We start from the raw sequence: 12,561 nt of genomic DNA on the forward strand, positions 1-12,561 counted from the left end.
CATTGTGCCCTTCGTCGGGTTGGCGGCCCCGGGTTCCGATTGACCAGGACGCCCTTGTCTCATATTCTGGCGGGACCGTTGTGGGTTCGTGCGGGCGGCTGCTGTCTCCGAGCAGGGGGCAGAGGTGTCGCACCGCTCCGGTCACCACTCTGGAACCAGGCGGCTGGTGTACACCGACGGATCAGGTTCCGTCGTGACCCTGCTTTCTGCGTCTGGATGACGGATCGACGGGCTCGAACCCGCGGCATGCCCATTTTCTGAATCTGTCCGTATCCGGAGTCCACCCACAAATGACGAGCAGCACCGAGGCCACCTCGACACCCCAGGTAGCGGTCAACGACATCGGGTCCGAGGAAGCCTTCCTCGCGGCGATCGACGAGACCATCAAGTACTTCAACGACGGTGACATTGTCGAGGGCACCATCGTGAAGGTCGATCGAGACGAGGTCTTGCTCGACATCGGCTACAAGACCGAGGGTGTGATCCCCTCCCGGGAACTGTCGATCAAGCACGACGTCGACCCCGGTGAGGTCGTTGCTGTCGGCGACCAGGTCGAAGCCCTCGTTCTCCAGAAGGAGGACAAGGAAGGTCGACTGATCCTGTCCAAGAAGCGCGCCCAGTACGAGCGCGCCTGGGGCACGATCGAGAAGATCAAGGAGGAGGACGGCGTCGTCACCGGCACCGTCATCGAGGTCGTCAAGGGCGGTCTCATCCTCGACATCGGCCTGCGCGGCTTCCTCCCGGCGTCCCTCGTCGAGATGCGCCGTGTGCGCGACCTGCAGCCGTACGTCGGCCGCGAGCTCGAGGCGAAGATCATCGAGCTGGACAAGAACCGCAACAACGTGGTCCTGTCCCGTCGCGCCTGGCTGGAGCAGACCCAGTCCGAGGTCCGCCAGACGTTCCTCAACACGCTCCAGAAGGGGCAGATCCGCAAGGGCGTCGTCTCCTCGATCGTCAACTTCGGTGCGTTCGTGGACCTGGGCGGCGTCGACGGCCTGGTGCACGTCTCCGAGCTGTCCTGGAAGCACATCGACCACCCCAGCGAGGTTGTCGAGGTCGGCCAGGAGGTCACCGTCGAGGTTCTCGACGTGGACATGGAGCGCGAGCGCGTCTCCCTGTCGCTCAAGGCGACCCAGGAAGACCCGTGGCAGCAGTTCGCCCGGACCCACCAGATCGGCCAGGTCGTCCCCGGCAAGGTCACCAAGCTGGTTCCGTTCGGTGCGTTCGTGCGCGTCGAGGAGGGCATCGAGGGCCTGGTCCACATCTCCGAGCTGGCCGAGCGCCACGTCGAGGTGCCGGAGCAGGTCGTCCAGGTCGGCACCGAGATCTTCGTCAAGATCATCGACATCGACCTCGACCGCCGTCGCATCAGCCTCTCGCTGAAGCAGGCCAACGAGAGCGTCTCCCCGGACCAGGTGGACTTCGACCCCACCCTGTACGGCATGGCGGCCGACTACGACGAGCAGGGCAACTACAAGTACCCCGAGGGCTTCGACGCGGACTCCGGCGAGTGGCTGGAGGGCTTCGAGGCTCAGCGGGACGAGTGGGAGCGCAGCTACGCCGAGGCGCAGGCCCGCTTCGAGGCGCACCGCAAGCAGGTCGAGGAGGCCCGTGCGGCCGAGGCCGACGCTGCGAACGCGCCCGCCCCGGAGGAAGAGGACGACTACACGGACGGTGGCGCCCCGAGCGCCGGCTCGTCCGGTTCGGAATCCTCCAGCAGCGGCGCCCTGGCCTCTGACGAGGCCCTGGCCGCGCTCCGCGAGAAGCTCGCGGGCGGCGAGGCCTAAGCAGGAGGTCCCGCAGAGGATCACCTGACAGCCGCGAAGGGCCGTCCCCCACCAGGGGGGCGGCCCTTCGTCGTGTCCGCGCGGGGGTACGGGCCGGGCCCGCGTCGACGGCGACCGCGCCGCTTCCGCGCCCGCCCGCCCCGGGGCGCGCCGGTTCCGCGCGGACGGCCCCGTAGCCGGACCCCGCCGGGCTAGGGTCGGTGGCGTGCCCCGGCCGGCGGGGCGCGTGAGGAGACGACGTGTTCGACATCCACCCGGCCACCCCCGCGGACGCGGGTGAGGTCTTCACCCTCCAGCGGGCGGCGTTCGTCGACGAGGCGCAGGCCCACGGCGACCCGTTCGTGCTCCCGCTCACCGAGGGCCTGGACCGCATCGCCAGGGTGCTCGCGCAGCCGGACGCCCTGGTCCTCAAGGCCGTGGAGGGCCCCCGGATCGTCGGCGCGGTCCGTGCGGCGGTCGCGGGGACCAACGCCGTCGTGGGGCGCCTGGCGGTCGCCCCCGACCGGCGCCGCCTCGGCATCGGGCGGGCGCTGCTCACCCGGGTGGAGGAGGAGTTGTCGGTCCGCCACCCCGGGCTGACCTCCCTCACCCTGTCCACCGGCGCCCCGGGCGCCGGTGGACAGCGTCTGTACCGGGAGCGCGGGTACGCGGAGACGTCGCGGGAGCGTGTGGCCGACCACCTGGTCATGGTGCACATGCGCAAGGAGGTCGTTCCTGCGGTGCGCTCCGGGGCCGCGGGGTGAGGTCCCGCACGGTCGGGGTGGGGCGCCCGTACCGGGCCGGGTCCGGCCGTCTAGGGTTCGGGACATGCTGAAAGTGGGACTGACCGGAGGGATCGGCTCGGGCAAGAGCACGGTCTCGTCCGCGCTGGCCGCCTACGGGGCGGCCGTCGTCGACGCCGACGCGATCGCCAGGGAGGTGGTCGAGCCGGGGACGCCGGGGCTGGACGCCGTCGTCGCGGAGTTCGGCGAGGGGGTGCTGGCCCCGGGGGGCGGGCTGGACCGTCCGAGGCTGGGCGAGGTCGTCTTCGCCGACGCGGACAGGCTCGCCGCGCTGAACGCCATCGTGCACCCGCTGGTCGCCCGGCGCAGCGCGGAGCTGATGGAGGAGGCGGTGGCCGCAGGGGTGGAGGTCGTCGTCTACGACGTCCCCCTGCTGGTGGAGAACGGCCTGGGGCCCCTCTACGACGTGGTCGTGGTGGTGGACGCCCCCGACGAGGTGCGGGTGGAGCGGGTCGTGCGGAGCCGGGGCGTGCCGCGTGAGCAGGTGTGGGCGCGGATCCGGGCGCAGGCGGACCGGGACGCCCGGCTGGCCGCCGCCGACCTGGTGGTCGACAACTCCGGGACCCCGCAGGAGTTGCGGGAGCGGGTCGCCCGTCTGTGGGAGGACCTCCTGGCCCGGGCCTGAGCGCTCCCCGCGGCGTCCCGCACCGGGCGCGTGCCGCGTCCTCCCGCGCGGGGCTCCGGCCGCGGCGGCCCGGGGCAGGAGGGGCGCTGCGGCGTCCGCCACGGTTCCCGGTCGTGCGGGCCCGCGGTCGGGGCGCCGGGCTCACCGGGGGGCTCCGCCCTCCCCGCCGCCCCGGTGGAGCGCCTCGGTCAGGGAGGATCCGGCGTCGACGGCCTCGCGCACCAGCTCCTCGCGGACGCGGCGGGCGGCCTCGACGCCGAGCAGGCTGTCGTCGAGTTCCTCGGTGTGCATCGTGTCCCTGGAGGAGGACAATGCGAGTTCGGCGTAGTCCCCGGCCCGGTCGGCGATGGCCTGGCACTGTTCCCATTCGCGGTGCGCGGTGACGGCCGCGTGGACGCGCTCGCCGTAGTCGGCCAGGACGCCGACGCGGTCGGCGATCGCCCGGTGGGCGCGTTCGACCGCCTCCTCGTGGGGTGCGAGCGCCCGCGTGACCTGTGGTGAGACGGCCTCGCGCGTGCGCTGCACCAGTTCCCTGCGCAGGGAGCGGAGCCGCAGCAGCTCCTGGGACAGCCGCCACTCCTCCTCCCGCAGGAGGGGGAGGGTGTGGCCGGCCTCGAACGAGTCGCCGAGCACGTCGGCGGCCTCCTCCACACGGTCCGTCGCCTGTTGGGCCCGGGCGAACAGGTGGGCCTCCGGCTCCTCGCGGCGGGTGGCGTAGCTGTAGGGGCGGCCGAAGTCCTCGGGCAGGACGTAGCGGTCGTGGTGTTCGGCGGCCAGGCGGGTCACCATGCCGGGGCGCATGACGGCGCCGGCGCCTCCCGCGGCCGCGGCCAGGTAGAGGGCGGCGGTGGCGGGGTCGCCGGGCACGGGCAGGTCCAGCGGTCCGAGGACCCGGTCCAGGGGCAGGCGGGCGAGGAGCACCCCGGCCGCGGACGCGGGCAGCGCCCAGAAGGAGTGCACGACCAGGTCGGCCCAGTCGTCGGAGAAGGAGCCCTTGAGGGAGACCAGGGCCAGGACGGTGACCGTGGCGCCCAGGCAGAGCAGGGCGAGGAGCGCGGGCCCGAGCGCGGGGACGAGGAGGGCGGCGACGGCCAGGGAGGCGCCCCCCGTGGCGGTGAGGAGGGCGAGCTGCCTCCAGGTGGGCCGCCCGGGCGGGCCGGCGGAGGCGGGGAGGAGCTTCTCGGGGCGGGCCCTCATGCGCGCGAGCGCGCGCGGTGGGAGGCCGGGGTCGAAAGTGGGTCTGGAGGGGTGGGACACGGCTGGCACCTCGTCTCGGGGCGCTGGGTGCTGGCTCCGATGGTAGTCTCCGGCGTCCCGGACGCCCAGGGATGTCCTGGGCTGTCTGTAGCGTTAGGTGTGAGGGGACATGGGGCGGCTCGGGGGCGCCCCGCAGGCAGGAGCGGGAGAAGAGGGCGACGTGCGACCGGTCAGCGGCATCAAGCGCAGTGAGGCACCGTTCGAGGTCATCTCGGACATGACACCGGCGGGGGACCAGCCCGGGGCGATCGCGGAGATCACCAGGAGGGTGCGCGAGGGGGACCCGCACACGGTCCTGCTCGGTGCGACCGGTACGGGCAAGACGGCGACGGTGGCGTGGACGGTGGAGCAGCTCCAGCGGCCGACCCTGGTGATGCAGCCCAACAAGACCCTGGCGGCGCAGTTCGCCAACGAGCTCCGGCAGATGCTGCCCGACAACGCGGTCGAGTACTTCGTCTCGTACTACGACTACTACCAGCCCGAGGCCTACGTCCCGCAGAGCGACACCTACATCGAGAAGGACTCCTCGATCAACGACGAGGTGGAGCGCCTGCGCCACTCGGCGACCAACTCGCTGCTCACCCGCAGGGACACGATCGTGGTGGCGTCGGTCTCGTGCATCTACGGTCTGGGGACACCGCAGGAGTACGTGGACCGGATGGCGCAGCTGTCGGTGGGCATGGAGGTCGACCGCGACCAGCTGCTGCGCCGCCTGGTGGAGATGCAGTACTCGCGCAACGACACCGCGTTCACGCGCGGCACGTTCCGGGTGCGAGGCGACACCGTCGAGATCATCCCGGTGTACGAGGAGCTGGCGATCCGCATCGAGATGTTCGGTGACGAGGTCGAGCGCCTGCTGACGCTGCACCCGCTCACCGGCGAGGTGCTGGGGGAGAGCCAGGAGATGTTCATCTTCCCGGCCTCGCACTACGTGGCCGGCGAGGAGCGCACCGAGCGGGCGATCGCGTCGATCGAGGTCGAGCTGGCCGAGCGGCTGGCCGAGCTGGAGGGGCAGGGCAAGCTGCTGGAGGCGCAGCGCCTGCGCATGCGCACCACCCACGACCTGGAGATGATGCGGCAGCTGGGCACCTGCTCGGGCATCGAGAACTACTCACGGCACTTCGACGGCCGCGAGCCGGGGAGCGCCCCCAACACCCTCCTGGACTACTTCCCCGAGGACTTCCTGCTGGTGCTGGACGAGTCGCACGTGACCGTCCCGCAGATCGGCGCGATGTACGAGGGCGACGCCGCGCGCAAGCGCACGCTGGTCGACCACGGTTTCCGGCTCCCGTCGGCCATGGACAACAGGCCGCTCAAGTGGGAGGAGTTCACCGGGCGGATCGGGCAGAGCGTCTACCTGTCGGCGACCCCGGGCCGCTACGAGCTGCGCCAGAGCGGCGGCGACGTGGTGGAGCAGGTGATCCGCCCGACGGGCCTGGTGGACCCGCAGGTGCTGGTCAAGCCCACGGAGGGGCAGATCGACGACCTGGTCCACGAGATCCGGGTGCGGGCCGAGCGCCAGGAGCGGGTGCTGGTGACCACCCTGACGAAGAAGATGGCGGAGGACCTCACCGACTACTTCGCGGAGCTGGGCATCCGGGTGCGGTACCTGCACAGCGAGGTGGACACGCTGCGCCGGGTGGAGCTGCTGAGGGAGCTGCGGGTCGGCGAGTTCGACGTGCTGGTGGGCATCAACCTGCTGCGTGAGGGCCTGGACCTGCCCGAGGTGTCGCTGGTGGCGATCCTGGACGCGGACAAGGAGGGCTTCCTGCGTTCGGAGACCTCGCTGATCCAGACCATCGGCCGCGCGGCGCGCAACGTCGCGGGCCAGGTGCACATGTACGCGGACAACATGACGGACTCGATGAGGGCCGCCCTGGACGAGACCGACCGCCGCCGGGAGAAGCAGCTGGCGTACAACGCCGAGCACGGGATCGACCCGACCCCGCTGCGCAAGCAGATCGCCGATATCCTGGACTCGCTGAACCGGGAGGACGTGGACACCGAGCAGCTCATGGCCACGGGGTACCGCGGCAGCGGCCCCCAGGGCGCCAAGGCCCCCGTGCCGGCGCTGGGCGAGCGTGCGGACGTGTCGGCGATGCCGCGTGCCGAGCTGGCCGGGCTGATCGAGCAGCTGGGCGCGCAGATGCACCAGGCCGCCGCCGACCTGCACTTCGAGCTCGCGGCCCGGCTGCGGGACGAGATCGGTGAGCTGAAGAGGGAGCTTCGCGGGATGGACGCGGCCGGTGTGAAGTAGGGGGAGGGTGCGTCCGGCCCCTGCCGGGCGGGGCGTGCGGCCTCGGCGGCCCCCGCGCGGGGCCGTACGCGGCGTCTCGGGCGAGGCACGTTTCGAGAACGATGAGGTCGCACAGTTACCTCCGCGTGACATACTCTTGGCCTTACGCAGGACGTATGTCGTGATTGCCGTGTATTCGGCTGTGGGGGACGCATGAGGGTTCGGTATCTGGTGGGCGCGGGCGGTGCGCTGGTGTCCGCTTCGCTGGCCACCGTCCTGCTCACCGGTTGTGGGACGGCCTTCGGGCAGGACGAGTCGGACGAGCCCGCGGTGCCCCCGACCCCCGAGGAGGCGGCCCACGAGGCCGCGGTCCCCGAGCACAACGTCATCAACGAGGACGTCCTCATCATCGTGGACGACGGAGCCGAGGTCAGCGAGGAGTGCGGGGACCGCGAGGTCGTCGTCACCGCCGACGACGCCGTCGTGGTCCTGGACGGCGACTGCGGGCTGGTGCGCGCCACGGGCCGGGGGTCGACCGTGGACGTGGGATCCGCCGACAAGATCGTGCTGGTCGGGGTGGACAACACCGTCTCCTTCGCCTCCGGCGACCCCGAGGTCATCAACCACGGCCGCAACACCACCGTCACCGAGGGCGGCTCGGCCGACGGGTGACCCGCGGACGCGGAGAGGCGCGCGCCGCTCCCCGGCCGCGGACCGTCGACGGAGCGGGACGATTCCGTGTCGCTGCGTTGACCGCCCCGGCATCCGAGAGTGACCTTCCATCCGTTACCGTGGTGCGCGTCCACAACGCCCCGGACGGGGGCGGGCGGACGAAAGTTTCGGACGGGCGCGGCCGCGGGGAGTGAATTTTCGGCGGCTGTTCACTGTTCGGTTCTCCCGTTCGGTTCTGAGGCGGTACGGTCGTTTCGTTCCGCCCGCGGTGAATCCGGTCCCGTCGGGGCGGCACGACGGCCACGGACGGCGCCGCGCACCGTCCGGCCGACCGGTCAGGGGACGCGCGCTCGGCGCGGGGATCCGCTAGGGGAGGGGTGGATGAGCGGTTATGTCGCACGGGTGCGGCACGACGAGTCGCCCGGAGGCGACGTCGGCCTGGACCCGTTGGTGCGGTCGGCCGCGCAGCGCTGGGCCGCATCGGACCCGCTGCTGCCCGAACCCGTCAGCTTCGCCCCGGGTTCCTACCCGCTCCTGACCGTCAGCGACGAGGACGGCCGCACGGTCGCGGCGGGCACCATGCACTACACCTGGTACCAGCCCGGCGAGGTCGGCCGGATCTGGGGCGTGCCCGACCAGCACTGGCTCACGCCCATCGTCGGGGGGCCCGACCCCGGCCGCGCCCTGGACTCCCTGCTGACCAGCTGGCGCGACCAGTTGGAGGACCTGCCGACGGGCACCGGCTCGGAGTCGGCGGCGCTGGTGAGCTGGCCCGCCCGCGACGTGTGCGGCATCATCCCGCTCCAGCGCCACGGCCTCCAGCCCTACACGGTCCTGGCCGCCCGCAAGCGGCGGCGCGGGGTCCCCCCGTCGCTGCCCCCGCGCGATGTGACGATCCGGCTGGCCGACCGCAGCGACCTCACCCAGGTGGTGGGGCTGCTGATGGAGGAGCACCGGTACGAGCAGAACTTCGGCGGTGTGTTCCTGCAACCGGACACCGCCGAGCAGACCCGGGAGGTGGCGGCGCGGGCGCTGAACCGCTCGCGTTCGTGGATCTGGCTGGCGGAGCGCCGCGGCCGTGCCGTCGGACTGCTGTGGGTGTCGCCGCCGGAGCGCTCGCGGTGGGCCAAGCCCCTGGTGAACGCCCGGCCGATCGCGCACATCGGTTACGGGGTGGTGATCGCCGACGAGCGCGGCAACGGGATCGGCACCGCCCTGGTCGGCCAGGCGCACCAGGCCCTGGACAGCCACGGCGTGGGCGTCTCGGTGCTGAACTACGCGGCGATGAACCCGCTGTCCGGGCCGTTCTGGCACCGGATGGGGTACCGCCCGGTGTGGACGACCTGGGAGGTTCGTCCGGCGCTCGCCCTGCGCTGACCGGCGGGGAGGCGCCGGCCACCCCGGTTCCGGGGCCGCGGGCGGGGCTCCACTAGCCTGGGCGCAGAACGCGACGGGGCGTGGAGAGGCGGGGACGATGACCAGGCACGACCGTGGGCCCGAGGGTGCGGAGCACGTCGAGATCGTCGAGGTGGGGCCGCGTGACGGCCTCCAGAACGAGGCGACGACGCTGTCGGTCGAGGAGCGGATCGAGATGATCGACCGCGCCGTGGACGCCGGGGCCCGCCGGATCGAGGCGGTCAGCTTCGTCAACCCCAAGCGCGTCCCGCAGATGGCCGGGGCCGAGGAGATCATGGCGGGCGTCCGGCGCGCGCCGGGGGTCTCCCACATCGGGCTGGTGCTCAACCGGCGCGGGCTGGACCGCGCGGTGGCCGCCGGGGTGTCGGAGGTCAACGTGGCGGTGCCCGCCACGGACGGGTTCTGCGTCCGCAACCAGGGATGCACGGTGGAGGAGATGCTGGACGCCCTGGCCGGTATCGACGCCGCGCTGGCGGGGACGGGGATCCCGCTGAGCGTGACCGTCTCGACCGCGTTCGGGTGCCCGTTCGACGGCGAGGTCGGGCCGGAGCGGGTGGTGGAGGTCGTCCGCCGGATCGCCGACACCGCCGCCGTGGAGATCGCCCTGGCCGACACGATCGGCGTGGGGGTGCCGGGTCAGGTGAGGGACCTGCTGGGCCGGGTGGCCGAGGTCGCCGACGGTCGAGCCCTGCGCTGCCACTTCCACAACACCCGCAACACGGGTTACGCGAACGCGCTCGCGGCCGTGGAGGAGGGCGTGCGCGTGCTCGACTCCAGCGTGGGCGGGTTCGGAGGGTGCCCGTTCGCGCCCGCGGCGACCGGCAACATCGCCACCGAGGACCTGCTGTACATGCTGCACCGCAGCGGCCTGCACACGGGCGTGAGCCTGTCGGACGCCGCCGCGCTGGGGGAGTGGACGGGTGGGCGGCTGGGCAAGCAGCCGCCCGCCTACCTGGGGCGCGCCGGCGGGTTCCCGGCCTGACCCGCCCTCCTGTCCCCGGAGCCGCGTGCGGGGGCGTGCGGGCCCGCACGCGGCGTGCCCCCACCGGGAACGGGCCCGTGCCGGGCGCCGTGGCCCCGGTCGCCCCCGGGTGTGTTGTTCGTCGCCGTGAGGGTCGCGCGGGCCGTCGCCCGAGCGGCCGTCCTGACCGGGTTCGGATGATTTTTCCGGTCCGGCGGCGGGGTCCGCGGAGGGTGTGACGTGCCGCGAAGCCCCTTCCCCACGGGGAGAGCACGCTGGTCGGGCCGGGGAACACCCGTGCGGTGCGCGGTGTTCCCAGGTGAGTGCAGACGGGGGGCCTGTTATCCTGGTGCCCCGTGGAGTCCGGCGGCCTGAGCGAAGATCCCAACGCCCGCGACCGGACCGCCGCACGGCCGCTCAGCTCGTCCCGAGCCCGCCGTAGCCACTCAACCCACGGGAGCAACACTTTGGCATCCGCCGCGAGTACCAAGCACCTTTTCGTTACTGGCGGCGTCGCCTCCAGTCTTGGCAAGGGCCTCACCGCCTCCAGCCTGGGACGACTCCTGAAGTCGCGCGGTCTGCGGGTCACCATGCAGAAGCTGGACCCCTACCTCAACGTCGACCCGGGGACCATGAACCCCTTCCAGCACGGCGAGGTCTTCGTCACCGACGACGGGGCCGAGACCGACCTGGACGTCGGCCACTACGAGCGCTTCCTGGACGTGGACCTGGCCGCGACGGCCAACGTCACCACCGGCCAGATCTACTCCAGCGTCATCGCCAAGGAGCGCCAGGGCGCCTACCTCGGCGACACCGTGCAGGTCATCCCGCACATCACCAACGAGATCAAGGCGCGCATCTACGCGATGGACGCCCCCGACGTCGACATCGTCATCACCGAGATCGGCGGCACGGTGGGCGACATCGAGTCGCAGCCCTTCCTGGAGGCGGTCCGCCAGATCCGCCACGAGATCGGCCGGGAGAACTGCTTCTTCCTCCACGTCTCCCTCATCCCCTTCCTGGGCCCCGCCAAGGAGATGAAGACCAAGCCCACCCAGCACTCGGTCGCCGCGCTGCGCAGCATCGGCATCCAGCCCGACGCGATCGTGTGCCGCTCGGACCGGCCCATCACGCAGAGCCTCAAGTCCAAGATCAGCCTCATGTGCGACGTGGACGAGGCCGGCGTGGTCTCCACCCCCGACGCCCCCTCCATCTACGACATCCCCAAGGTGCTGCACCGCGAGGGCCTGGACGCCTACGTCGTCCGCCGCCTGGGCATGCCCTTCCGGGACGTGGACTGGACCGAGTGGGACGAGCTGCTGCGCCGCGTCCACCAGCCCGGCCACGAGGTCACCATCGCGCTGGTCGGCAAGTACATCGACCTGCCCGACGCCTACCTGTCGGTCAGCGAGGCACTGCGCGCGGGCGGATTCGCCACCGACACCCGCGTCAACCTGCGCTGGGTCGCCAGCGACAACTGCGCCAGCCCGTCGGGCGCGGCCTCCGAGCTCGACGGCGCCGACGGCGTGCTCATCCCCGGCGGCTTCGGCGTGCGCGGCATCGAGGGCAAGCTCGGCGCGATCCGGTACGCCCGTGAGAACGGCGTTCCGCTGCTCGGCATCTGCCTGGGCCTCCAGGCGATGGTCATCGAGTACGCGCGCAACGTGCTGGGGCTGGAGGGGGCCAACAGCACCGAGTTCGACGACAAGGCGGTCGACCCGGTCATCGCGACGATGGCCGACCAGACCGACGTCGTGGCCGGAGAGCGCGACATGGGCGGCACCATGCGGCTGGGCCTGTACCCGGCCGACCTGGGCGAGGGCACCGTGGTCCGCGAGCTCTACGACGGCACCGCGCAGGCCTCCGAGCGCCACCGCCACCGCTTCGAGGTCAACAACGCGTACCGCTCCCGGCTGGAGGAGGCGGGTCTGGTGTTCTCCGGGCTCTCCCCTGATGGCAAGCTGGTGGAGTACGTCGAACTGCCCCGGGACGCGCACCCGTTCTTCGTCGCGACGCAGGCGCACCCGGAGCTGCGTTCCCGCCCGACCAAGGCCAATCCGCTCTTCAGCGGGCTGATCGCGGCGGCTCTGGAGCACAAGGTCTCCTGACCGCCGGACCGGGTGGGGCACGATCCTGAGAGGCGATCCCATGCCCAGTGACACCCACCCGGCCGAGAACGAGACCACGGGGGCGGACGCGAAGGTCGCGGACGCCCCCGAGTCGTGGCCGGTGGACCGGTCGGAGGTGCGCTACCGCAGTGCCAGGGTCACCATGCGCACCGACTGGGTGGAGATGCCCGGCGCCGGGGGCGTGGGCACCACGGTCGCGGGGCGCGACTACATGCAGCACCCGGGGGCGGCCGCCGTCCTGGCCCTGGACGACGACGGCCGGGTGCTGCTGCTGCGCCAGTACCGGCACCCCGCCCGGCACACCCTGTGGGAACTGCCCGCCGGCATGATCGACGTGGAGGGCGAGGGCCCGCTGCCCACGGCCCGGCGGGAACTGGTCGAGGAGGCGGGCCTGCGCGCCGAGCGGTGGTACGGGCTCCCCGACTTCTTCCCCAGCCCCGGGTTCTCCGACGAGCGCATCCACGTGTTCATGGCCCGGGGCCTGTCCGAGGTCCCGGCCGAGGAGATCGACTTCGTGCGCGAGCACGAGGAGACCGACCTGGCCGCGGAGTGGGTCCCGCTGGAGGACGCGGTGCGCCTGGTCATGGAGGGGCGCCTGCACAACGGCCCGACCGTGATCGGGATCCTGGCCGCGCACGCCGCCTCCGCCGACGGCTTCGCGTCCCTGCGCGAACTCCCCGCCGGCTGACCCGTGGG

The 12,561-nt window shown here is 72.2% G+C and carries 10 protein-coding genes; 9 read left to right on the forward strand and 1 reads right to left on the reverse strand.

Annotated elements, in window-relative coordinates:
- The first annotated feature begins 290 nt into the window (after nucleotides 1-290).
- From rpsA to coaE, 3 genes are all read left to right on the forward strand, one after another.
- Entirely contained in the window at nucleotides 291-1,787 is a 1,497-nt protein-coding gene (gene rpsA / locus ACWGL3_RS05250) for a 30S ribosomal protein S1 (protein WP_267945743.1), read from the forward strand.
- A gap of 239 nt (nucleotides 1,788-2,026) precedes the next feature.
- On the forward strand, nucleotides 2,027-2,530 hold the full coding sequence (locus ACWGL3_RS05255; RefSeq protein ID WP_452460924.1) for a GNAT family N-acetyltransferase: 504 nt from the start codon (nucleotides 2,027-2,029) through the stop codon (nucleotides 2,528-2,530).
- A gap of 64 nt (nucleotides 2,531-2,594) precedes the next feature.
- Complete coding sequence (gene coaE / locus ACWGL3_RS05260) at nucleotides 2,595-3,194, forward strand: dephospho-CoA kinase (protein WP_267945741.1); 600 nt, start codon at nucleotides 2,595-2,597, stop codon at nucleotides 3,192-3,194.
- Between the two features lie 141 nt (nucleotides 3,195-3,335).
- Here the strand turns inward: coaE and ACWGL3_RS05265 are convergent, their stop codons facing one another.
- The gene (locus tag ACWGL3_RS05265; protein ID WP_267945740.1) at nucleotides 3,336-4,451 is read right to left on the reverse strand and encodes a hypothetical protein; all 1,116 of its coding nucleotides are present in this window, start codon (nucleotides 4,449-4,451) and stop codon (nucleotides 3,336-3,338) included.
- Between the two features lie 160 nt (nucleotides 4,452-4,611).
- On the opposite strand from ACWGL3_RS05265, the gene uvrB reads away from it, so the two are divergent.
- The 6 genes from uvrB (at nucleotide 4,612) to ACWGL3_RS05295 (ending at nucleotide 12,553) form a co-directional block, all read left to right on the forward strand.
- The gene (gene uvrB, locus ACWGL3_RS05270; protein WP_267945739.1) at nucleotides 4,612-6,708 is read left to right on the forward strand and encodes an excinuclease ABC subunit UvrB; all 2,097 of its coding nucleotides are present in this window, start codon (nucleotides 4,612-4,614) and stop codon (nucleotides 6,706-6,708) included.
- Nucleotides 6,709-6,900: 192 nt separating this feature from the next.
- Complete coding sequence (locus ACWGL3_RS05275; RefSeq protein WP_267945738.1) at nucleotides 6,901-7,359, forward strand: DUF3060 domain-containing protein; 459 nt, start codon at nucleotides 6,901-6,903, stop codon at nucleotides 7,357-7,359.
- A gap of 381 nt (nucleotides 7,360-7,740) precedes the next feature.
- Nucleotides 7,741-8,736 carry a GNAT family N-acetyltransferase gene (locus tag ACWGL3_RS05280; protein WP_267945737.1) on the forward strand — a complete coding sequence of 332 codons (996 nt, stop codon included), beginning with the start codon at nucleotides 7,741-7,743 and terminating at the stop codon, nucleotides 8,734-8,736.
- Between the two features lie 97 nt (nucleotides 8,737-8,833).
- Nucleotides 8,834-9,757, forward strand: coding sequence for a hydroxymethylglutaryl-CoA lyase (locus tag ACWGL3_RS05285; protein ID WP_267945736.1), 924 nt, complete (start codon nucleotides 8,834-8,836; stop codon nucleotides 9,755-9,757).
- Nucleotides 9,758-10,203: 446 nt separating this feature from the next.
- Nucleotides 10,204-11,844, forward strand: coding sequence for a CTP synthase (locus ACWGL3_RS05290; protein WP_267945735.1), 1,641 nt, complete (start codon nucleotides 10,204-10,206; stop codon nucleotides 11,842-11,844).
- A gap of 40 nt (nucleotides 11,845-11,884) precedes the next feature.
- Complete coding sequence (locus ACWGL3_RS05295) at nucleotides 11,885-12,553, forward strand: NUDIX domain-containing protein (RefSeq protein ID WP_267945734.1); 669 nt, start codon at nucleotides 11,885-11,887, stop codon at nucleotides 12,551-12,553.
- Nucleotides 12,554-12,561 lie beyond the last annotated feature (8 nt).

The sequence above is a fragment of the Nocardiopsis sp. NPDC055824 genome (assembly GCF_053616335.1).

What these genes read in the sequence shown, in the direction of transcription:
- ACWGL3_RS05280 (WP_267945737.1), top strand. Translation starts at nt 7,741, where the DNA reads ATGAGCGGTTATGTCGCACGGGTGCGGCACGACGAGTCGCCCGGAGGC.
- ACWGL3_RS05275 (WP_267945738.1), top strand. Translation starts at nt 6,901, where the DNA reads ATGAGGGTTCGGTATCTGGTGGGCGCGGGCGGTGCGCTGGTGTCCGCT.
- ACWGL3_RS05285 (WP_267945736.1), top strand. Translation starts at nt 8,834, where the DNA reads ATGACCAGGCACGACCGTGGGCCCGAGGGTGCGGAGCACGTCGAGATC.
- ACWGL3_RS05295 (WP_267945734.1), top strand. Translation starts at nt 11,885, where the DNA reads ATGCCCAGTGACACCCACCCGGCCGAGAACGAGACCACGGGGGCGGAC.
- coaE (WP_267945741.1), top strand. Translation starts at nt 2,595, where the DNA reads ATGCTGAAAGTGGGACTGACCGGAGGGATCGGCTCGGGCAAGAGCACG.
- rpsA (WP_267945743.1), top strand. Translation starts at nt 291, where the DNA reads ATGACGAGCAGCACCGAGGCCACCTCGACACCCCAGGTAGCGGTCAAC.